Raw genomic sequence first — 23,458 nt, 5'->3', positions numbered from 1 at the left:
AAAAGCTCTTATCACAGCTGAAACGGACTGAGAATCCGTTATATTGTTAATTAGGCCAGCATAAGCGAAGTCCCCAGCGTCTGCCCGGCCCAGCAATACTGCAGCTTGAAGTTTGTCCAACAAAAAGCTTGCCTTAGAGCCTACTCTAAGGATTATATTAAACCCGATGCAGACAACCTAACCGAAATGAATGGGAGGAAATGCGATGAAGTACAGCTATTTGGGTAAATCCGGTTTGAAGGTCAGTCAATTATGTCTGGGCACGATGAATTTCGGGCCGGAAACCGAGGAGAAGGAAGCGTTCAGGATTATGGATGCCGCACTGGATGCGGGAATCAATTTCTTCGATACGGCCAATGTGTACGGCGGCCAGGACCGCCGCGGCTGGACCGAGGAAATTATCGGCCGCTGGTTTCAGCAGGGGGGCGGACGGCGCGAGAAGGTTGTGCTGGCCACCAAGGTGTATGGTGACATGTTCGACGAGCAGGACGGACCCAATTCCGCCTCCGGCTTATCCGCTTATAAGATCAGACGGCATTTCGAAGGCTCATTGAAACGTCTGCAGACGGATCATATTGAGCTTTACCAGATGCATCATATTGACCGGAATGTATCCTGGGAAGAGCTGTGGGGCGCATTTGAAATTCTTGTCTCCCAGGGCAAAGCTGATTATATCGGCTCCAGCAATTTCGCCGGCTGGCATATCGCCGCTGCGCAGGCTAAGGCCAAAGAACGTCATTTCCTCGGCCTTGTGTCCGAGCAGCATTTGTATAACCTGCTGGAACGGACACCGGAGCTTGAAGTGCTGCCGGCATCCAAGGAGCTGGGGCTGGGCGTCATTCCATGGAGTCCGCTGGCCGGAGGCTTGCTGGGCCGCAACGCCTTGTCCAAGACGGGTGTGCGCAGCGCCCGCTCCGCCAAGCTGGAGCAGCACCGCAGCCAGCTGGAGCAATTCTCCGCGCTCTGCAAGGAGCTTGGCGAGCATGAGGATCAGGTTGCTCTGGCCTGGGTACTCGCTAATCCGGCAGTAACAGCGCCGATTATCGGGCCGCGTACGATAGAGCAGTTCGAGGATTCGCTGCGTGTTACGGAGATTGTACTGGAAGAAGCTGTGCTGAAGAAGCTGGACGAGATTTTCCCTGGACCGGGCAAGCCGGCACCGGAAGCCTACGCCTGGTAAGATTGTAATTACCATAATTCAATACAAATTCTTGTTCTTATAACGAGAAAGGCCGGACTATCCTTTGGGAGGTAGTCCGGCCTTTCTGTTTAAGCCCTTCGACTGTGGGACTAAGCTGCTCAGAATTCACCGGGTTTTGCCTGATGCGTGCCGGATTCAACGACGCATTGCGGAAGACCAACTCCCTTCGCGTCAATATCCAGATCTTCCTGGGTTACCGGTTCCTATTGCGGCTTCTTCAGAATGCTGAGCGAGCCGTTCGTTTCATAGATCGCATAAGCAACCTCATTTCGGCGATCAGCTTAATGAATATCGATCCGTACTCCATTGGCTGCCACCCTCCAGATATGAATGAATCTAAGAGTGTTTAACCAATGCCCCAGATCATGTAACAAGCAACTTCTGGCCGGGACAGCGGCCTGTCCGCTGGAGCTGGCAGGATGATTCCCGGCTCCGACCTGTGATAGACTAGAAGGTGAGAAGTGAAATCATTCTGATGATATCACAGGGGGATGAGGTGGCGGCAAATGCTTTTTTATCTGATTTCCATATTGGTAGTGCTGATTGACCAAGCCGCCAAATGGCTGGTCCGTACTCATATGGAGCTTGGGGAGAGGATTCCCTTCTGGAGTCCGCACCTGCAGTTCGTCTATTATGAGAATAGCGGGGCAGCCTTCAGCTCCTTTCAGGGCTACGGGAAGTATTTTTCCATAATCGCTGTGGTTTTTGTAGCGGCAGTGTTCTATTACCGGCGGCAGGGCAAAATTCGCGGGCCTTTGCTTGAGGCAGCCAGCGGGTTACTGGTCGGCGGAGCGCTCGGCAATGCGATTGACCGTGTGATCTACCATCAGGTAACGGACTTTCTAGTGTTCGGTAACCGCGGGGGGATTCTCAATCTGGCGGATCTGGCGATTAATGCCGGGGCAATCCTGATTGCAGTCTACCTGCTGGTTGACCACTTTGGACACAAAGCTGCCCGGTAAGGGAAGCAAAGCGGTCCTAAGGCTATTCCGGTTTATCATTTTATCTAATGCAAGTTATCATTATTTGTAATAAACCCGCCTAAATCAGAGCTTTTTACTATGATTTAGGCGGGTTTTGTGTGTTTTGTACCTTTATTAAGCTTTTATACCATAAAATGACTGTTATCTGCTTCGTTGATCGTTTCTTATTAATGTGTTAGCCTGAATTCATGATGTTAAGAGGATAGAAGATTGCACGTTAAGGAGAGGTCGATATTGTTGCAATTACAAGTTACGAACAGTCCCTTTAATGAGAGCCAGGTTGAGCTTCTCAACCAGCTGCTGCCGACGCTGACCCATTCGCAGCAGGTATGGCTAAGCGGTTATTTATCCGCTGTGTCTCTGCTGGGAGACACGGGTCAAGCAGGCCCGGCGGTGCTCCCCCTTGCTGCTAAAGCGGCACCAGGAGTGTCAACGTCTACAGCCACAATGCCCCAGCCGGAGGTATCCCGTGAGGTGACCGTATTGTTCGGCTCCCAGACCGGCAACTGTCAGCGGCTGGCGGCGAGTCTTGCGCGTAAGCTGGAAGAGCAGGGCTTCAAGGTTACGGTTGCCGCAATGAACAGCTTCAAGCCGAATGGACTGAAGAAGATCGAGAATCTGCTGCTGCTGGTCAGCACCCATGGTGAAGGAGAACCGCCGGATAATGCACGTGCCTTCCATGAATTTCTCTACAGTAAAAGAGCCCCGCAGCTTCCGCAGCTGCGTTACTCGGTACTTGCACTCGGCGACACTTCCTATGAATTCTTCTGCCAGACCGGGAAAGATTTCGATCAGAAGCTGGAAGAGCTTGGCGCACAGCGCTTAACATCTCGTGCGGACTGCGATCTCGATTATGATGAGCCTGTAGCCGAATGGTTCGAGCATGTTATCCGCTCGCTAAGCGGTTCCGGTTCGCAGCAGGCTGCGGGGATCGCGGATGACGCTGTGCTGGCAGCCGAGAGCGCAGAATCGCTGGAATCGGCATATTCACGGAATCATCCGTTCCATGCCGAGGTGCTGGAGAACCTGAATCTGAACGGACGCGGCTCAGACCGTGAGACCCGCCATCTGGAGCTGTCGCTGGCCGGTTCGAATATTACGTTTGAGCCCGGTGATTCGCTCGGAGTCTATCCGGAGAACCACCCGCAGCTTGTGCAGGATATCATTGCTGCCATGGGCTTGGAGGCTGGTGAATCCGTTCCCCTGAACAAGAAGGGGGAAGAGGGCACACTGCATGAAGCGTTGCTGCGGCATTATGAAATTACCGTACTGACGAAACCGCTGCTGGAGCAGGCAGCCAAGCTGAACTCAGCACCTGCCCTGCAGGAGCTGCTGTCCCCGGACCGGCAGCAGGAGCTGAAGAATTACATCCATGGGCGTGATCTGCTGGACTTGATTCAGGATTTCGCACCGTGGGAAGTTCCGGCCCGCAGCTTCGTGACGATTCTGCGCAAGCTGCCGGCAAGATTGTATTCCATTGCCAGCAGCTACAATGCCAACCCGGATGAAGTGCACTTCACGGTACGGGCTGTACGTTATGAGTCGCATGGACGTGAACGCTACGGAGTCTGCTCCGTGCATTGTGCGGAACGTGCAGAGCCGGGCGCTACACTGCCGGTTTACATCCAGAACAATCCGAACTTCAAGCTTCCGGCAAATCCGGATACTCCGGTGATCATGATCGGACCGGGTACTGGTGTCGCCCCGTTCCGCTCCTTCCTGGAGGAACGGGAAGAGCAGGGGGCACAGGGGAAGTCATGGCTGTTCTACGGCGACCGGCATTTCGTCACAGACTTCCTCTACCAGACCGATTGGCAGAGAATGCTGAAGGACGGTGTTCTTAACCGGCTGGACGTTGCCTTCTCACGCGATACAGACGAGAAAGTTTACGTACAGCACCGCATTCTGGAGAAGAGCCGGGAGCTGTACACCTGGCTGCAGGAGGGTGCACATGTCTATGTATGCGGAGACGAGAAGCATATGGCCCATGATGTACACGCTGCGCTGATTACAGTAATCCAGCAGGAAGGCGGACTGAGTCCGGAAGGGGCAGCCGCTTATCTGGAGAATCTGCAGCAGGTGCAGCGATATCAGCGTGATGTATATTAAACGATATCCAGCGGAGGGACCTCCGCTGGGCTTACTTTACAATTCTTGAGGAGCACGAGGCAATGCGGAAGGAGAGGATCAATAGTGGCAAACAATGAACCAGCGGTGAAGCCGATTGGCGGACCCCCGAGTGATGTTGAACATATTAAGCTGGAGAGCAATTATCTGCGCGGTGCGCTTGTCGAAACCCTCAGCAACCCGATCACCGGAGGGCTGCCGGAGGATGACAACCGTCTGCTGAAATTCCACGGCAGTTATATGCAGGATGACCGGGATTTGCGCAGTGAGCGTGAACGCTCCAAGCTGGAGCCTGCTTACCAGTTCATGCTGCGTGTTGTAGCGCCAGGCGGAGTGGCGACACCGGCGCAATGGCTCGTAATGGACGATCTGGCCCAGAAATACGGCAACGGCACACTGCGTATCACGACAAGACAGGCTTTTCAAATGCACGGAGTGCTTAAGTGGAATCTGAAAAAGACGATCAAGGGGATTAATGATACGCTGATGACTACGCTCGCAGCCTGCGGTGACGTCAACCGCAATGTCATGAGCGGACCCAATCCGTATCAGTCAGAGGTTCATGCCGAGGTAAACGATTGGGCCAGAAAAATCAGTGACCACTTAGCCCCGCGCACCGCGGCTTACCATGAAATCTGGCTGGATGGCGAGAAGGTAGTGGACAGCAAGGTGGTTGAACCGATTTACGGGCCTGTGTACCTGCCCCGCAAGTTCAAGATCGGCCTGGCGGTACCGCCCTCCAACGATGTAGATGTGTTCTCCCAGGACCTGGGCTTCATTGCTATTCTGGAAGATGGGAAGCTGGCCGGCTTCAATGTCTCGGTCGGCGGCGGTATGGGGATGACGCATGGTGACACCAGCACGTATCCTCAGCTGGGGCGGATTATCGGCTTCTGCCGTCCGGAGCAGATGATTGATCTGGCGGAGAAAACCGTCACCATTCAGCGCGACTACGGTAACCGTTCGGTCCGCAAGAACGCCCGCTTCAAGTACACGATCGACCGCCACGGTCTGGACTGGTTCACGGGCGAGCTGCATGAGCGGCTGGGCTGGACGCTTGAGCCGGCACGGGAATATCATTTCGACCACAACGGCGACCGCTACGGCTGGGTGAAAGGCTTCGACGGCAAATGGAATTTGACGCTGTATATCCAGAGCGGACGGATTCAGGATGTCCCGGGATATCCGCTGATGACAGGCCTGCGGGAGATCGCCAAGATTCACGGCGGGGATTTCCGCCTGACGCCGAATCAGAATCTGATCATTGCCGGTGTCAGCCATGCGAAGAAACGCAAGGTAGCCGAGCTTGTCAAGCAATACGGTCTGACCGACGGAGCTCATCATTCCGCGCTGCGCAGAAGCGCTATGTCCTGCGTGGCGCTGCCGACCTGCGGTCTTGCGATGGCGGAGGCTGAGCGATATCTGCCGCTTCTGCTCGATAAGCTGGAAGTCATCATAGATGAAGCCGGCCTGCGTAATGAAGAGATCATCATCCGCATGACCGGCTGCCCTAACGGCTGCGCCCGGCCTGCGCTTGGCGAGATTTCGTTCATCGGCAAAGGCCCGGGCAGATACAATCTGTACCTGGGTGCCGGCTTTACCGGAGACCGGCTGAACAAGCTGTACAAGGAGAACATTGACGAGAAGGAGATTCTCGATACTCTCGGGCCGATCATTCACCGTTATGCCAAAGAACGCAGTACCGGTGAGCATTTCGGAGACTTTGTGATCCGCAGCGGATATGTCAAAGCCGTTACTTCGGGACTTAACTTCCACGATTGATCATAGATGGCTGACGAAGCATTACGCATCCTGACTTGTCCGGCATCAAGGTAATGTATAAAAGAACCTGTTTTCCGGCGTTTACGCGGAGGACAGGTTCGTTTTGCGCAAATCCTGTACAGAATACAACATTAGCCTATACAATATGAAACTTAAGCCTCTCAGGTTCTACCAGCAACTTATTAGGCGTGGGGATTTGGATAAACCGTTTATAACATAAGCATTGATCGGTTACCTGTAGCTTTAATTTCTATCCTTTCACAGAATGAATTTGGATTTCCGGCGGTTTTCTTACATAATATAGAGTAGCACTACAAAATTATAACCAAGGGCCATTGCTGCGAGCAGTGGCTTCTGTACAGAAGAGGCGAATTTAATGATCATCATGAAAACGATGGAAGAGATCGAGAAAATGCGTGCGGCCGGCAAAATATTGGCCGAATGCCACCGGCAAATCGCTCAGATGCTGAAGCCCGGAATTACGACCTGGGAGATTGACCAGTTTGCTGAGAAGTTCATTCTCTCCCAGGGTGCTACCCCTGAACAAAAAGGCTATCATGGCTATCCATATGCGACCTGCGCATCTGTGAATGATGTCATCTGCCACGGCTTCCCCAAGCACGAGGAGCTGAAGGATGGGGATATTGTAACGATTGATATGGTAGTCAACTTGAACGGCTGGCTGGCAGATTCAGCCTGGTCCTATGGCGTTGGCACAATTAGCGAGCAGGCGGACAAATTGCTGGCTACCACCAAAGAGGCTATGTTCAAAGGCATTGAGCAGGCTGTGGCCGGCAATCGGATTGGTGATGTCGCTCATGCCATCCAGGTATACGCGGAAGCTAACGGCTACTCGGTAGTCCGTGATTTCATCGGGCACGGCATCGGCTCTGAAATGCATGAAAAGCCTGATGTGCCTCACTATGGCCCTGCAGGCAAAGGCCCGCGCATCAAGGAAGGTATGGTGTTCACCATTGAACCCATGCTGAACACCGGCAGCTACCGGACCAAGGTTGATGCGGACGGGTGGACAGCGCGTACCTTTGACGGCGGATTGTCGGCACAGTATGAGCATACGCTGGCGGTGACTCCGCAGGGCACGATTATTTTGACAGAGCTGTAAGAACAGCTTCTGCCTGCTATTTTAATGAAGGATGCAAGGTTACAACCCGGACTGTGGTCATGTTTTCATGCCGCAGTCCGGTTTTTTTGTCTAACTGTGTCGGAATTCACGTCTTATCCCAAATGTATGGAATATAATGGGGAGACCTAAAAGCTGAATAGAATAGAGGCTTGTGAAATGGCAACAGATAAACCGTGTAAGAACCTGCATCGCTCCCCCAGCCCGGCGCAGTGCATGGACCATTATGGCTGCATCTATGAGAACAATCATCTCATTACGTTACTGGTGGACCCGGAGAACGGCAGAATTGCTGATGCCAACCGGGCAGCATGCGAGTTCTATGGCTACAGCCTCCGGCAGTTCAGGCAGCTTCTGATCTGCGATCTGGCGGCTGACCCGAAATCAGGAGTTCAGGAATTTGTAGAGAAGGCACTGCCTGCGGGCGATGAGCAGAGTAACCGTATGTTCATTGACCGGCATGTTCTGGCCAGCGGGGAACCCATTGATGTGGAGGTTCACACCGGCATGATGAAGATGCTGGGCAAAAATTGTGTATACACCGTAATTCACGATATCAGCGAACGGGTCAGTTCCGAGCAGCGGCTTCGTGAAAGTGAAGAACGGTACAGAGATCTGGTCGAGCTGTGTCCCGAGGCCATTCTGGTCTACAGCGGTGGTATCATCCTGTTCGTCAATAAGCAGACAGAGCGGATGTTCGGCAACAAGAAGCAGGAACTGATCGGCAAAAGAATCGAGGATTTCTTCAATGAGGTGTACTTCCAGAGTGCAGAGCATAACAAGCTGAAGACAACGGGGCTGCTGAAAGAACGTTTCCGTATTGAGCAGCGGCTGATCCGGCGGCATGACAATCGCATTTTTGATCTCGAAATTTCCGGGGTGCCGGTTATTTATGAGGAAGATAAGGCTCTGCAGCTGGTGATCAGGGATATCACCGAGAGTAAAAGAGAACTGGAACGGGCCATACGGCTTCAGGAGCACCGGCATGCTGTATCCTTTCCGCTGGACAGCAAAGCGGTTCTGGAGAAGCTCTACATCCCGGCCCGAACCTTAAGCGGCGATTTCTTCCTCTTCCATAAGATCAATGAGAAGCAGGTCATTGGCATTATCGGTGATGTTACCGGAAAGGGGATTACTGCAGCGCTGAATATTTCGGCTCTGCGAGTGATGTTCATGGATAGTTTGTTGTCCACGCAGAATCCGGTACAGGTACTGAATGATCTGAATCTCAAGGCGCTGCAGTATTTAGGTGAAGATTATATCGCCGGCTGCTGCTTCCTGTTCGACTTCGGGACAGGACTGCTCAAGGCAGCCGGAGCCGGGATTAATGAGTTTCTTTATGTTCCCCGCGGCAGGGACTGCGAGAGAATAACCGTTAAGGGTGCACCGCTCGGCATGTTTGAGAGCAGTGAATTTGAAGAGAAGAGCATTCCGTTTGAATCCGGGGACCGGTTTTGCTTTTATAGCGACGGGATGGAGCTGCTGTTTAACAGTGATGAGCTGGGGCGGGATTACGGGTATCTGATCGAGAGATTTGCCGGGGCAGCACTGCAGGATGACTGCACCTGGCTCGGCCTGAATATCCAGTGACAGACGGGGCGCTGCTTGCAGGGCTGATTCTCAGTATGTACATACGCAGGACGATGATTTCAGATCTTATAAGGAGAGAGTCATGGCAGCTATTCAAAAGGAAGTGATGCTTCACGGTCTGGAGTGTCATCAGATGATTATTGACGGAATCATTCAAGAGCTTGACTTAGAAGCCTATGCGTTTGATATCCGCCTGATTCTGATCGAAGCGGTGACCAATGCCTATTACCACGGGAACCTCAGCGATTGCAGCAAACCGATTACCATCCGGTATCTGCTATTGGATCAGCTGCTTGAGCTGCAGATAGAGGATTCGGGGGCCGGGGACAGCGAATTGGTGTTCCCGGAGGCTATCGGGAGCGATGAGCTGCTGGAAGAAGGGGGAAGAGGGTTATACCTGATCCGCTGTTTCTCGGACAGTGCAGAGATGATACATAATACGATGTACATCAGCAAGAGTATCTGTCCCTTATAGAATTCAAAAGGGGAGAATTTCGGTGAAATTAAGTTTAAAAGTCAAAATGAGTATCCTGTTATTTCTGATTATCAGCGTGCCGCTGGGCATATCCGGGGCTGTATCCTATCAATTGGCTTCGGGAGCTTTGCAGAAGACGATTGAAGAGGAATTAAGGGGGACTACCAACTCTACTGCAAGAGCGGTGGAGGCTGAGCTTGAAGCGGTAGGCAATAATCTGGGAATCGCCAGCAAGAACAGCGTACTAGCTGAATATGCTGCGAATCCTTCTGCCGCATCACTAAAAAGCACAGCATTTAATTATGTTTCCGGTGTGCAAAAGGACAACGCAAAGCAGATGGAATCGCTGATCATCGCGGATACCAAGGGCAAGGTGCTGATTACCAGCAGCTCTGAATCGCCCGGGCTTGATGTGTCGGACCGTGCATACTTCCAGGAGGCGCTGCAAGGCAAAGACGCCGTCAGTGAAGTAATTCTGTCACGGGAGACTAATGAATACATCGTAGCGATCGCCAGACCGCTGCGGGTAAATGATCAGATTACAGGCGTGTTAATCGGTACCGCCTTGTTTGGGAATATCGCTTCCCCGGTAACCGAGGTGAAGATTGGAGAGAATGGATACGCATATATGATTGACCGTACCGGCCTTATTGTCTCGCATCCAGACCAGGGCAAAGTGCTCAAGGAGAATGTTGACGCCAACAGTAATGCTGATTTGAAGGAGCAGGTTCAGTTAATGAAGGCCGGAGAAACTGGAGACGGCTTCTACAGCTATGAAGGGGTACATAAATATGTTTCGTATCAGCCCTCAGGCAATTGGGTTGTAGCCACAACGGCAAGTGTACAGGAATATATGGCTCCGGCGGACGAAATCCGTAATACTACACTGGTCATTATCCTGAGCTTTATCGTCGTTGCCATGCTAGCCGCATACTTCTTTACCACACGTAATATTGTGAATCCGATCAAGAAGCTGGAGAGAGCCATGGGCTTGGCTGGTGACGGGGATCTGACCGTTCATACCTCTATCCGCTCCGGAGATGAGCTGCAGACGCTGAGTGAATCATTCAATACCATGATTGACAAGCAGGAGGCCATTATTGAGAAGGTAAGAGCAGGTTCAGTATCCTTAACCTCGATGTCAGAGGAAATGGCAGCTTCTTCAGAGGAGATCAGCGCATCGATTCAAGAAATCAGCTCCAGTACCCAGGAGATTGCTTTTGGAGCCGAGAACAACAATCAGTCGGTCATCAATGCTTCCCAGGTGCTTGTACAGCTATCCAGTCTGGTGCAGCTGGCGCAGAGTAAAGCGTCGGCTACCTCCGGTAATGCCGATAACACGAATCAGGCAGCGCAGGAAGGCAGAGCCAGAGTTATCAGTACAGTACAGGCGATGGATACGATCCACAGCAGCACCAAGGAGACGGAAGAGCTATTGCTGACGGTTAGCGGGCTGTCAGAGAAGGTATCCACAATGATCGGAACGATTAATAAGATCGCCCAGCAGACCAATCTGTTGGCCCTGAATGCTGCCATCGAAGCAGCGCGTGCCGGTGAGCATGGCCTCGGTTTCAGTGTAGTGGCCGGTGAAGTACGGAAGCTGTCGGATGAGACGCATACCCAGGCTGGCGAAATTACAGGTCTGGTCAGTGAGATGGTCTCGCGGATTACCCAGGCTGTAGATTCCATGAGAGGCGCAGCAGAGGCGGTAGAGAGCGGCGTAAGCATTGTGAATGAGACGGACCGCACGTTCGTGCATATCATTCAGTCTGTTGAGAGGATTACGGAGAATGTGCAGGAGATTCTGGATATTACCAGAGATGAAGTAGCAACCTCTGATCAGATTATTAAGCTGATTGATTCCATGGGTACGATATCAGAGCTTGCGGCAGCGAATACAGAGAATGTATCCAGTGCAACGGAAGAGCAGGCGGCAACGGTCAATAATTTCGCGGCCTCCGCTCAAGAGATTAGTGCTATGGCTAATGAACTGGAGATTCTTGTTGAGAAATTTATAATCAGGGGTGAGTAGCTTGAGCGAGATTATGATTGAGATGCCAGAGCTGTTCTCGGTTGAGGAAGCCGGACATTTCAGAGAAGAAGTACGGAATTATATTCTTGGCGGCCATTCAAGCTTCATGCTTGATTTCGGGACCTGCCGTTTCATTGACAGCACCGGACTTGGCGTGATTGTCAGCTCCTACAAGAAATGTGTAGAGACAGGCGGCACTATTAGGCTGACGGGGATGAATGAGAATGTCCGGAAGATTTTTGAGCTGACCCGGCTGACTCGTGTGTTTGAGATTATTTAGTTTTGCTGACTTGAACAAAGGCAGGACCGTCCTTCAGTGGACAGTCCTGCCTTTGCCTTTGCTGCGGATGAATAACTTATCACTTAATGCGGCGTTATGATGTTAATCGGTAATATTCCGGGTGTAGTACTCGATGATATCCTTGCGGCGGATGATGCCGAGGAAGATTCCGCTGCCGTCCACCACAGGGACGAAATTCTGGTCTGCGGCCAGCGTCAGCATATCCTCCATCTGTGCGTGAATCTCTACGCTCTCGTTATGCACATGACGCTGAATGGTGCCTACAGTCACTCCGGTCATATTCTCAAAACTAAGACCCTCGGTGTTCTTCAGTTTCCATAGCAGATCGCCCTCCGACAAGGTCCCAACATATTTGCCTTCTTCGTCAATAATCGGAATGGCAGAGTAATAATGATTCTCCAGCTGCTCCAGCGCTTCCCGCATTGAGATCGAGGAAGTGATAAACGCCACCTGATCTTTGGGCAGCAAAAAAGAGGATATTTCCATAGGTTAGTCTCCTTTACAGTAGGATGTGTACATAAACGTTAGTTCAATTAAAACACATAACATGATGTAAGCGCATTAACAATTGGGTTACAACTTCGTAAAGGAGAGGGCAAAGAGGAAATAATAAAAGGATATGCCGCCCTCCCAAGGGGAAGATTCAACATATCCTTACCGGTTTAATTGAACAAAAAAGATATGTTAATACTGTAATTGTTAGCCGTTCTGGCCGTTATCGTGGCTAAGCTGCCAGTAGATGCCGAATTTATCCTTCAGGCTGCCATAGCATTTGCTCCAGAACGTCTCCTGCAGCTCCATGCTGACCGTGCCGCCTTCCTTGAGCTTATGGAACCAGTCCTTGATCTTATCTTCATCCGTATCCATCAGTGTCAGGTTAATATTATTGCCTTCCACAAAAGGCATTCCGGGAAATACATCCGAGAACATTACTGTGCTGCCAGCAATTCTCAGATTGGCATGCATCACCAGGTGCTTGGCTTCTTCCGGCAGAGGGTGGGAAGGATCAGGAGGAGCTTCGCCAAAAGTCATTATATGCGGAGGTTCGGTCCTGAATACTTCAGCATAATATTCCACAGCTTCCCGGGTATTTCCGTTGAAATTCAAGTAGATATCAATTGCCACATGCGTCACTCCTTAAGTATTAAATTAAGCAGGCACGGTTCTGTCATATTGTATCATGTGCCTGTCTATTTACAAATATACTTGGCAGACTCTAAGATAGGGAAACAAGTGGAGACAAGAATTACAGGAGGATTATGCTGTGAAAATATATGGCTGTGATCTCAGCGCCATAGATTCTATGATGGCCTGCATACCGCTCGCGTATTGTATTTATAAATACGATCTGGAGAAGCACTGGCCTGTCCGGCCGCCATTTGTTACGGAAGGGGAATGGGCGGTAGGGAGCGGGAGGGGCTTGCAGTCAGACTCATTTAAATCATTATCAAACTCCGGATAGAATCCCATCCACCCATGCATAACAACGCTCCAGCTGTTCGGTTGTGATGAGATCTGAGCGGTGCTCGAACATGATTTTCACCCCGCTGTTCTCCTCACGGATGATGCGGAGATAGTCTTCAATGGGTGCCCAGCCGTCTGCGGGACTCAGTTCCGGCAGTGCCGGGTAATGGCTGTGCCGGACAGTGTCCTTGACCTGAACACTCGACAGATGGATTAGTGCTGCGTATTTGGTGTATCTCCTCAGGAGTGCACGGGCATCGAAATGGGGGTCAAGCTTATCCTGCAGGTACAGCCGGGCTGTGTCCAGACACAGCTTAATATCGGGATATTTAACTAACAGCTGTTCCAGAAAAGCCTGATTATAGACATAGCTGTTCAGTCCGTCGAATTCCAGAATAGGCTGGAAATGATACTCACGCCCTGTCCGGCTCAACCAGTCGAAGAGATACTCACTGCGCTGGATCAGTTCTTCCTGAGAGGTTTCACTCTCATAGATGTACTCCCGGCGGTCACCGAACCGCCACTGCTGCCAGTCCACGCGGTCATCCAGAATGACCGGCTTCGGATAATGAAACAATACATATCCGGGACGGAGGTTGACCATATAATCCAGCTCTTCCTGGATGTGCCGGAACGCTTCGGCACGCTCATACTCATCCGGCGAGAGGAACAAGGCGTCCCGCAGCCGTGTAGGATCGGCGCGCAGCGGGAAATGGACACCGGTGTGAAACTGGTGTTGCTGCGCTTCCGTGATCAGATTCCGGCAATCCTCCTCTGCCTTGAAGGAGCAGGCCTCGATTCCATAGAAGCCGGTTTTGAAATCCTTGTGGAATTTGCTGTAATCGAATCCTCCGTATTGACCAATCATAAATTGCTGCAAATGATTCACCCCCGTATGTCTTCGTGATTTGTACTCCTTCACCCAGTGAATATCCGGACTTCCGGGCAGCTGCTGGGGCCGCAGGAAATCCTTGATTCATCGATTTCTGAGGCAAAGATCAGGAGGTTATTTATGGAATCCTGCACATAATCCAACATTTTCCTCATCCTATCGGCCGAAATTCAAAATTGTTGTATAAATGCAGGATTTCACCGTCTCCAAGCGGCTTAGCATGATTATTCTTGTATTTCATACAACAATCTTCCCGAACACCCGGCTATCAGTGATTCAAAGTTGTAAAACGTACAACATTGTTGTCTACAGTGAGGTTTATTTAGAATGTATAATTCGCCATAATACAGTTTTTACCTGCAAAAGAGTTATACTTGCGGATGCAAATTGCCGGCCGCTCTACCAGCAGCTTACTTATTGGAGATGGACAGCGGATAGGCAGTTACCTATACTGGAGGAAAGTGCCAGGGACAGCAGAGGAGAATGATTGTGACCAACAAGCGTATTGCCGATCAGCGGCTGATTCATCAGCGGATTCAGCAGCCTCCATCCCTTCAGCCCGGAGAAGTGGTGCGTGCGTTCGGTGCGATGCAGGCTCAGGATTATATGCATGCCGTCTGGGCTATAGGGCTGCGAACACCATCAGCAGGATTATTAGAAGTGGAGCAGGCTATCGCGGACAGGAAGCTGCTGCTGACCTGGACGCTCCGCGGGACGCTTCACTTCGTGCCGCCGGAGAATGCAAAGTGGATGCTTCAGCTCTGTGCCCCGCGTATTCTGCGTCAGGCGGCTGCCAGGCTGACCCAGCTTGAACTTGACGACAAGCTCCTGGAGCGCTGCCGGAAGATCATCTATAATGCACTGAAGGGCGGGCGCCAGCTCCCGCGTCCCGAACTGCTGAAGCTGTTGGAGGATCAGGGCATCAGCATCTCCGGCCAGCGCGGCTATCATATTCTATGGCATAGTGCGTATAACGGACTGATCTGCTTTGGTCCGCGTAGCGGCAAGCAGCAGACATTCGTCCTGCTGGATGAATGGGTGGAATACTCGCGTGAGCTTTCTTTTGAGGAGTCATTGAATGAACTGGCCTCGCTGTATTTCACGGCCCATGGGCCTGCAACTGTGCAGGACTTTGCCTGGTGGGCAGGGCTGACGTTAACGGATGCAAGAGCAGGTCTTGAGGCAGTGCGGAGCAGTCTGCAACGAGAAGTGATTGACGGCAGTGAATACTGGAGGCCTGATCCTGCGGCAGTAACGGCAGCAGAGCCTGACGGTGTACATCTGCTGGCCGGGTTCGATGAATATATTCTCGGCTATAAAGACCGGAGTGCTGTGCTGGAGCCGGAGTCATTCCCGCTGATCGTGCCGGGCAATAACGGCATCTTCCTGGCGACGGTGGTAGCTGACGGGCGGGTAGCCGGAACCTGGAAGCGGACGATTAAGAAAAAAGGCGCCGAGCTGTTCATAACGCCTTTTGCACCCTTGGATCAAAAGGGGATTGAAGGAGTGCGCCAGGCCGCTGAGCGCTATGCACTGTTCCTGGGTCTGCCCTTAACCAAACTTGAATATCTCAAATGACCCGATTAACTGCAGCAGATCCATCTACTACAACTATAACCGGACTAAGGAAGTGTTGATTATGGAAGACTACACCCCAATATTGGAGCAGATACTTAAGCAGGAACAGGAGCTGCAGTTCAGCGCGTTCAGCAATCAGACAGCGATCCAGGTCGGCAGCGAAATTCTGGCCAGAGCACAGATCATGGACAAGCAGATTACGGTGGATATCCGGAAGAATGGAACCGTGCTGTTTCACGCCAAAATGAATGAGAACGGCCCCGGTAATGATCGCTGGATCGCCCGTAAAATCAATGTTGTGAACCATTTCGGACATTGCTCTTATTATATGAATGTACTGTATAAATCATGGAATACCACAATTCAGGATAATGCTTTTGTAGATCCGATGGAATATGCCGCCGAAGGCGGGTGCTTCCCGCTTCTGATCCGGGGTGCAGGAGCGGTCGGAACCATATCCGTGTCCGGACTTTCCGGTGAAGAGGATCATGAGATGATCGTTGCCGTGCTGGAGCAGATCATTAAGCCGCAAGTCAATTAACCCGCACAACAATTTTGAATTATCACTTAGTTCATGGCCGAAATGGTGTGAGGGTTGAAGCAACCAGTCAGAATAAAGGAGACTTGCCGTATGACAGCTATAGCAATCAGACAGTTGATGCCCGGTGAGGAGAAGCTGATCACCCCATTAATCCGCGAGGCATTAGATTTACATATTTCCGTTAACTATTCGGCGCAGGGCGTTATAGAATTCTATAAGTATATTGAACTTGCCGCGATCCGTAAGCGCATGCAGCAGGATCACGAGATATTCATCACCACCTCCGATCAGGGAGTTACAGGAATTATAGAACTGCGCAACAACAATCACATCTCGCTGCTGTTCGTGAAGAATGTGTACAAAGGAACCGGGATCGGCCGAATCCTGCTGCAGCATGCGGTTGACAAGATGAAGGCAGACGGGGTGCGGCAAATTACCGTGAATTCATCCCCGAATTCCATTGGTTTCTATGCTTCCCAAGGCTTTGTGCCGGTTGGTGAAGAGGAAGAAGCGCGCGGGATACGTTCGCTAAGCATGAAGCTCGATCTGGAGGGGTAATTGTTTAGAAACCTCACACGGGATGCTCCATACGTCATGGAAATGGACGTTGGGGCATTTTTTTGTGTGCCCTCAGCAGGAATAATCTGGAGGGTTATCGAATAGTAGCGAATATCAACAAAATTCGACTTTTCAACTACATACATAAGCGGGGTATTGAACAATGAAAACTTGGAAAAAAACACTATTTCTGATCGTTACTTTTGGATTGATCTTCTTGCTTCCGTTATTCGGGAGCCTGGCGAAATGGCACGGATTGCCCCCTGGCTACGGCGACTTTCCTGCCCAAAAGGTAGAAGCTGACCCCGGGTTTAGCCTGCTGTATTTCTCCCTGGCCTGTGTTGTAGCGCTGATCATTACGCTGGTTTTTGTATTCCCCCGGCTGTTTGGCTTCAAGAAAACCCAGGAGACACCCCCGCAGAAGGGAGCCGCTACATCTTTTCCTGTCTGGTTCTGGTGGAGTCTGCCTGTTCTCGCCGTCAGCTGGTTTCTGATGTGGGCACGGCTTAAGCTGCATGTTTCCTTGGAGTACTACACATTTGTTCCGCTATGGTGGTCATTCATCCTGATTCTGGATGGTCTGGTGTATAAAAGAAATAATGGGGCCTCGATTATCTCGCGCAAGCCCAAGGTAATGCAACTGCTGGCTGTAGTCTCCTGCTTCAGCTGGTTTGCCTTCGAATATCTCAATTTCTTCGTACTTGAGAACTGGTATTATCCCAATAATGAAGTGTTCTCCAATTTCGGCAATGTGTTCTGGTTCTCCTTATCCTATACGACTGTTCTTCCGGCCATCTTCGAATGGTATCTACTCCTGAAGACCTTCCGCTTTTTCCGTACCCGGTATAATAACGGCCCTAAACTGAAGGTATCCGGAGTATTCCTGATCATTTATTATGCCCTCGGGCTGATCCTGGCATTTGGGATGGGTTATTATCCATATCTGCTGTTCTGGGTGCTGTGGGTCGCGCTTGTTCCCATGTTGTCTGCAGCGATGGCGCTTGCCGGCTACTGGACGCCTTTTACACCAATTAAGAACGGGGACTGGTCTAAGGTCATGCTGATTGGTCTGGCTACCGTATTCAACGGCTTCTTCTGGGAGTTCTGGAACTTTGGCAGTGAGTGGTTCCATGACAATGCCCCTACCAATCCGAATTATTGGAAATATTCCGTGCCTTATCTGGACAAGTTTCATATTTTCTCTGAGATGCCGCTTCTCGGATACTTCGGTTATTTATTCTTTGGGCTGAATTGCTGGATTATTTGGCTGATTGCAGCGTATGTGTTTAAATTCGATGCCGATATCGAAGTCACGGGAGAACAGAGCTAAAGGTGGAGTAGGAATGATTGTTAACGACAACTATCAGATACTGGAAACCATTTCAGATAATAATATAAAAGCGGTTTACAGATGCAGCGAAGCTACAACCGGAGCAACAGTCATTCTAAAAGTATTAAAATCGGAATTTACCGGAACCGAAGCAGTCATGCGCTTCAAGCAGGAATATAAGCTGCTTACAGAGCTTAGCCACACCGTACAGGGGATCATCCGGCCTCTTAAGCTGGAAGAACAGAACGGCTTGTATATCATGGTGCTGGAGGATATCCACGGGCGTTCGCTCAAGAAGATTCTGGCGGAGGAGAAGTACGGGCAGGAGGAACTGCTGAAGCTCGCGGTCAAGGTTGTGGATATTCTGGCTTCCATTCATGAGCAGAATGTGATCCATAAGGATATCAAGCCGTCCAATATTATCTGGAACCGGGAACAGGATATTGTGCAGGTGATTGATTTCGATCTTGCGGTGAAGCTGCCCAAAGAGAAACGGGAATTCCAGAACAGCGGGGTGCTTGAAGGCAGCCTGCTGTACATCTCTCCTGAACAGACGGGACGGATGAACCGCAATATTGATTACCGGAGCGATTATTATTCACTGGGCGTCGTACTCTATGAGATGATGACCGGCATTAAGCCCTTTAATTCACAGGAAATGCTTGAGCAGATCTATTCCATTATTGCCAAAGAGGCAATTCCTCCCTATAAGGCAAGCGGGGGCCTTGTATCGAGCGGCTTGTCGGCTATTATTATGAAGCTTATGGAGAAGTCCTCGGAAGACCGGTACCGCAGCGCTCACGGAATCAAGGCGGATTTGAAGAAATGTCTGGCCGGGCATGAGGATTTCGTGATAGGTACGGAGGACCTCTTGAATACCTTCCGCATTCCGCAAAAAATTGTAGGCAGGCAGCAGGAGCTGTCCGGCCTGAAGGATGCTTTCCGCAGCAGCCTCAAAACGAGCTCGCAGCTGATGCTGGTCTCCGGTGATGCTGGTGTCGGCAAAACGGCACTGGTCCATGAGCTCCACCAGACCATCAGCCAGGAGAAAGGGCTGTTCGCGGAAGGGAAATTCGACCAGTATAACAAGAACATTCCGTACAGCGCGCTGATCCAGGCCTTCCGGAGATTGATCAGCCAGCTGCTGGAGAGCCCGGATGAGGATTACAAAAGTTATATCGGCCGTTCGCTGAACAAGGCGCTGGGCGGAAACGGCAGCGTGATTACCGGGTTAATCCCTGAGCTTGCCGCCTGGATCGGCGTTCAGCCGGAGGTTGAACCGCTGAATCCTGCCGAGGAGACGAACCGCTTCTTCCTGACCTTTGCCAAGTTTGTGGAGGGGATCACCCATAATGACAAACCGCTCGTCCTGTTCCTGGACGATGTCCAGTGGGCGGATTACTCCAGCCTGCAGCTGGTGGAGAAGCTGGTGCTGGATAACCATCTGCAGAGGCTGTTTGTAATCTGTTCCTACAGGCAGAATGAAATTCACGAAGGGCATCCCCTGTTTGCCTCCATCGCCAGAATTGAGAAGAGCCGTGAGGTTACACGCATCCACTTGAAGCCTCTGAATGAGGAGGATGTGCAAAGTCTTATTGCTGACACGTTGTACAGCAGCAAGGATAGGGTGCAGAAGCTTACCGGACTGATCTTCAAGCGGTCCAAAGGCAATTCCTTTTTCCTGACGGAAATTCTGAAGGATCTACATAAACGCGGATTTTTTGTTTTTGATAAGTTGAGCGGGGAATGGACCTGGGACCTGGAGCGGATTGAGGCGCTGCCGGTCAATGATAATGTCGTTGATTTCCTGGTGGGTCAGCTGCAGAATTTGCCGGGAGATGTCCGCAATATCTTAATGTTAAGCTCGGCCGTCGGCAATATATTCGATTATGGCATGCTTACGCTGATCGGTGAAGAACCGCCGGAGGTGATTGCAGCTGCTATCAGCCGGGCCGTACAGGAGGAGTATATTCTACCTGCGGACCACCGCTATGCCATATTCTCCGGGACGCTGAGTGAAGCAGGGGCGGCACCGCTGCAGACGGAAATCTGGCTGAAATTTGCCCATGACCGGATTCAGCAGGCCTTCTACCAGATGCTTGACGCTGAACGGGGGAAAAGGCTGCATCTTAGCATCGGGCGTCTTCTGCTGAAGAATTATGGCAACGGGGATGCCGAGGACAAGATTATAGATATTGCTACACACATGAATAAAGGCCTCGAATTTATCAGCGAGCGCTCTGAAATTGAGGATGTGATCGCTCTTAATCTGCGTGCAGCGCAGAAAGCCAAGGCAGGTTACGGGTATGATTCGGCATTCATCCTGCTGGAGGCGGCAATTACGCTGCTGCCAGAGAATTCTTGGCTGGCGGACAGGAAGCAGACTGCGGAGATCTACAGATTGTATGCGGAATGCGGCTATCTCACCCACCATGTAGAACAGGCCGATCAGGCCTGCACCCTTTTGCAGAAACATACTACGGACAGAATCGCACTCGCGGAAATTTACGAAATGCAGGCCAATCATTATATGTATCTGGGTATGATGCCGGAATCGATCGCTGCAGGCAGACAAGGGTTGCAAGCGCTGGGAATCCGGATCCCCGCCAAGGTGGGAATGGCCTCCGTACTGAAGGAGCTGCTGGTGATCAAGGCTGCGCTGCGGGGAAGAACGCCGGAAGGGATTTTTAAATCCCCGGAAATGAAAGATCCGGAGATGAAGCTGGTCATGCGGCTGCTGATTAATTTTATCCCGCCCTCTTTTATTTCAGGGGAGAGTTCGCTGTTTGGGCTGGTGGTCCTCAAAAAGGTCGGCCTGACCCTGAAATACGGCAACTCCCCCGAGTCGGCGCTTGCTTTTATCGGATACGCCATGTTATTGTCCGGATTCGGAGATACCAGAGGGGCCTTTGAATTCGGGCGGCTCGGGATCAGGATTAACGACAGGTTCAATGATTTGCAGTGGAAAGGTGCGGCACATGTATTGTATACGCTGTTTAGCCATTCCTGGACCGAGCCCTGGGATACGCTGCAGGACTGGTTCGGCACCTCGATTGAAGCCAGCTTGCGGACAGGGGATCTGCTCTATCTCGCCCATTCCGCATTCTATGTGAATCTCTGGAACCCGTCGATGGACATCGCGACGACACTTCAGGAGAGTGCCCGTACGATCTCTATGATTGAGAATACGAAATATAAGGAATCGCTTGCCACAGCGCAGCTGGCCCGCCAGTATTTCCGCAGTCTTGCAGGCGAACTGCCGGACCCGACTTCCTTCGACAGTAAGTCATTTAGTGAAGAGGCCTATTTGAGCCAGTTGGAAGAAGCGCGGTATTATTCGGGAATTGCGATCTATTATATCTATAAAATGAAGCTGTTGTTCACTTATGAGAAGCATCACGAAGCACTGGAGTATATCGATAAGGCCTACCCGATCATCGGAACGCTGGCCGGATCTGCTTTTATGGAAGAATTCGCCCTGTATACTTTCCTGAATCTGGCTTATGCCTATAAGGATTTAAGTGTGAACGGCAAACGTAAGGCCAAATCCAGAATGCGTAAAGAGTATGGGCGGGTCCGCAAATGGGCCAGGAATGCGCCGGGAACCTTCCGCCAGCATGAATATCTGATGAAGGCCGAATGGGCCAGAATCAGTGGGAACGATAATCAGGCAAGCCGCTATTATGATTTGGCGATTGAGACCAGTGAGCAAGGAAGCTTTGTACGGTATAAGGCGCTGAGCAATGAGCTGGCAGCCCGGTTCTATCATCATAAGGAGTTCAATGAGTTCGCCGCTTATTTACTCAGGCAATCCGTATACTATTATTCGGTCTGGGGCGCCAAAGAGAAGATCAGGTTCATTAACGAGCGTTACTCTTCCATAGTCAAAAAAATTAACACGAAGGAATTCCTCCACGGCCGGACGGTTACGGACTACACCGAGAGCATTGATCTGAATTCAATGATCCTCGCTTCCCAGGCAATCTCCAAGGAGATTGAGCTGAACAATCTGCTGGAAGCGCTCATGGAGATTGTCATCAAGAATGCCGGCGCCCAGCGGGGCTGTATTCTGATGAACTCCCAGGCGAATCTTCTGGTGGAGGGTGAATATAAAGCCGATACTGACAGAATTTCGGTCGCTATTCATGAGTCATCACAGCTGGATAATTTGCCGGTCTCGATTATCAGGCAGGTGGAAGAGAGCCGGGAGAGCCTGATTTACAATGATGCTTTTTCAGAGACAATGTTTGTGAACGATCCTTATATTGTGAAGCATCAGCCGAAATCGATGGTATGTATGCCGCTGATCAACCAGAATAAGACGATTGCGATTATCTATCTGGAGAACAACCTGGTTACCGGGGTGTTCACCAAGGAACGGATGAAGATCATTAATCTGTTATCCAGAGAAATGGTATTCTCCCTGGAGAATGCAAGCCTCTACACCGAGCTGGAGCGGTCGGAAGAGAAATACCGTGAACTGGTGAACAATCTGCAGGACGGGGTATTCATTACCCAGGACAAGCGGTGTAAATATGTCAACGAGGCCCTGGCGCAGATGCTGGGGTATGAGATGGACGAGATGCTGGATCAGCCTTTCGAGAACTTCCTCAGCCCCTCCGAGAAGGAGAAGGTTATGCACTATTACTCCAGAAGAGTTGAAGGCAAGCAGGTGCCTGATGAATATGAGACCCGGCTTGTTCACAAGGACAAGACCCGTGAAGTCATTGTGATCCACAAGGTCATCCGGATCATGTATATGGACAAACCGGCGATTCAGGGGACCGTGAAGGATATTACCGAACGTAAGAAGGCGGAAGAGGAGCTGCGGCGGCATAAAGAGCATCTGGAGGAGCTCGTGGCGGACCGGACCAAGGAATTGGAGTTTAACAACGAGGAATTGAACAAATATATCGGACTGATCGAGCAAATCTCGATTACCGACGAGCTGACCGGGCTGTATAACCGCAGATACTTCAATAAGCTGTTCCTGGACGAGGTAGAGAAGGCAGCTGTAGACAAACGGCATTTGACCTACCTGATGCTCGACATAGACTATTTCAAAAAATACAATGATACCTACGGCCATTATGAGGGAGATACCGTATTGCGGAGAGTCGGCCAGCTGCTGAAAGAGCTGGCTGAACGGGCGGACGGTGTTGCGTTCCGCCTGGGCGGAGAAGAGTTCGGCATTGTGGTGGCCGGGTTCACCCCTCAGCAGTCGCGGGAATATGCCGAAGCGATCAGAAGAAGCATCGCGGAGCTGCGGATTCAGCATGAGCTTAGCCCGGAATACGGAAGAATTACCGTGTCCATCGGCGTTGCGGCCGTTCTTGTCGACGGGCTCCGCGAGGAGGATATCTATAAGCTGGGGGATGATGCGCTCTATCAATCCAAAGCGGAAGGCCGCAACTGCGTCACGCTGTTCGAGAAATAAGGAAGAATGAGCAAGTCCACAGTGGT

Annotated in this window: 17 protein-coding genes; 14 read left to right on the top strand and 3 right to left on the bottom strand. The window is 51.1% G+C overall.

Features of this window, described 5'->3' with window-relative positions:
* The first annotated feature begins 205 nt into the window (after positions 1-205).
* The 9 genes from R50912_RS20480 to R50912_RS20440 all read left to right on the top strand — a co-directional run bounded on the left by R50912_RS20480 (position 206) and on the right by R50912_RS20440 (position 11,611).
* A complete protein-coding gene (locus R50912_RS20480) occupies positions 206-1,180 on the top strand; it encodes an aldo/keto reductase (RefSeq protein ID WP_042237467.1) in 975 nt (324 codons plus the stop codon).
* Between the two features lie 527 nt (positions 1,181-1,707).
* Entirely contained in the window at positions 1,708-2,163 is a 456-nt protein-coding gene (gene lspA / locus R50912_RS20475) for a signal peptidase II (protein ID WP_042237466.1), read from the top strand.
* Positions 2,164-2,421: 258 nt separating this feature from the next.
* Entirely contained in the window at positions 2,422-4,293 is a 1,872-nt protein-coding gene (locus R50912_RS20470; RefSeq protein ID WP_042242860.1) for an assimilatory sulfite reductase (NADPH) flavoprotein subunit, read from the top strand.
* 84 nt (positions 4,294-4,377) lie between these two features.
* Positions 4,378-6,093: an assimilatory sulfite reductase (NADPH) hemoprotein subunit gene (gene cysI / locus R50912_RS20465; protein ID WP_042237465.1), complete on the top strand. Its 1,716-nt coding sequence runs from the start codon at positions 4,378-4,380 to the stop codon at positions 6,091-6,093.
* A gap of 376 nt (positions 6,094-6,469) precedes the next feature.
* Complete coding sequence (gene map, locus R50912_RS20460) at positions 6,470-7,216, top strand: type I methionyl aminopeptidase (protein WP_042237463.1); 747 nt, start codon at positions 6,470-6,472, stop codon at positions 7,214-7,216.
* A gap of 177 nt (positions 7,217-7,393) precedes the next feature.
* Positions 7,394-8,824: a SpoIIE family protein phosphatase gene (locus R50912_RS20455; RefSeq protein WP_052416566.1), complete on the top strand. Its 1,431-nt coding sequence runs from the start codon at positions 7,394-7,396 to the stop codon at positions 8,822-8,824.
* A gap of 82 nt (positions 8,825-8,906) precedes the next feature.
* Complete coding sequence (locus R50912_RS20450) at positions 8,907-9,299, top strand: ATP-binding protein (RefSeq protein ID WP_042237462.1); 393 nt, start codon at positions 8,907-8,909, stop codon at positions 9,297-9,299.
* 22 nt (positions 9,300-9,321) lie between these two features.
* Positions 9,322-11,331 carry a methyl-accepting chemotaxis protein gene (locus R50912_RS20445; protein WP_042237461.1) on the top strand — a complete coding sequence of 670 codons (2,010 nt, stop codon included), beginning with the start codon at positions 9,322-9,324 and terminating at the stop codon, positions 11,329-11,331.
* A gap of 1 nt (position 11,332) precedes the next feature.
* Positions 11,333-11,611, top strand: coding sequence for an STAS domain-containing protein (locus tag R50912_RS20440; RefSeq protein WP_197072947.1), 279 nt, complete (start codon positions 11,333-11,335; stop codon positions 11,609-11,611).
* 102 nt (positions 11,612-11,713) lie between these two features.
* Here R50912_RS20440 and R50912_RS20435 read toward each other — a convergent pair whose 3' ends face one another.
* The 3 genes from R50912_RS20435 to R50912_RS20420 form a co-directional block, all read right to left on the bottom strand.
* On the bottom strand, positions 11,714-12,118 hold the full coding sequence (locus tag R50912_RS20435) for a CBS domain-containing protein (protein ID WP_039293958.1): 405 nt from the start codon (positions 12,116-12,118) through the stop codon (positions 11,714-11,716).
* A 213-nt stretch (positions 12,119-12,331) separates the two neighbouring features.
* Entirely contained in the window at positions 12,332-12,757 is a 426-nt protein-coding gene (locus R50912_RS20430) for a VOC family protein (RefSeq protein ID WP_042237459.1), read from the bottom strand.
* 322 nt (positions 12,758-13,079) lie between these two features.
* Entirely contained in the window at positions 13,080-13,985 is a 906-nt protein-coding gene (locus R50912_RS20420; RefSeq protein ID WP_331281930.1) for a TIM barrel protein, read from the bottom strand.
* Between the two features lie 486 nt (positions 13,986-14,471).
* Here R50912_RS20420 and R50912_RS20415 point away from each other — a divergent pair, with 486 nt between their 5' ends.
* The 5 genes from R50912_RS20415 to R50912_RS20395 all read left to right on the top strand — a co-directional run bounded on the left by R50912_RS20415 (position 14,472) and on the right by R50912_RS20395 (position 23,432).
* On the top strand, positions 14,472-15,566 hold the full coding sequence (locus tag R50912_RS20415) for a winged helix DNA-binding domain-containing protein (RefSeq protein ID WP_042237454.1): 1,095 nt from the start codon (positions 14,472-14,474) through the stop codon (positions 15,564-15,566).
* A gap of 61 nt (positions 15,567-15,627) precedes the next feature.
* The gene (locus tag R50912_RS20410; protein ID WP_042237452.1) at positions 15,628-16,107 is read left to right on the top strand and encodes a heme-degrading domain-containing protein; all 480 of its coding nucleotides are present in this window, start codon (positions 15,628-15,630) and stop codon (positions 16,105-16,107) included.
* Between the two features lie 90 nt (positions 16,108-16,197).
* The gene (locus tag R50912_RS33435) at positions 16,198-16,665 is read left to right on the top strand and encodes a GNAT family N-acetyltransferase (RefSeq protein ID WP_052416563.1); all 468 of its coding nucleotides are present in this window, start codon (positions 16,198-16,200) and stop codon (positions 16,663-16,665) included.
* Positions 16,666-16,828: 163 nt separating this feature from the next.
* Positions 16,829-17,995, top strand: a complete 1,167-nt coding sequence (locus R50912_RS20400; RefSeq protein ID WP_042237449.1) for an Asp23/Gls24 family envelope stress response protein — start codon at positions 16,829-16,831, stop codon at positions 17,993-17,995.
* A 13-nt stretch (positions 17,996-18,008) separates the two neighbouring features.
* Positions 18,009-23,432: a diguanylate cyclase gene (locus R50912_RS20395; RefSeq protein ID WP_042237446.1), complete on the top strand. Its 5,424-nt coding sequence runs from the start codon at positions 18,009-18,011 to the stop codon at positions 23,430-23,432.
* Positions 23,433-23,458 lie beyond the last annotated feature (26 nt).

This window comes from Paenibacillus sp. FSL R5-0912, assembly GCF_000758605.1.
Classification (GTDB): domain Bacteria; phylum Bacillota; class Bacilli; order Paenibacillales; family Paenibacillaceae; genus Paenibacillus_AQ.
The sequence above is the reverse complement of the archived record's forward strand: the minus strand, read 5'-3'. Positions and strand labels throughout refer to the sequence as shown.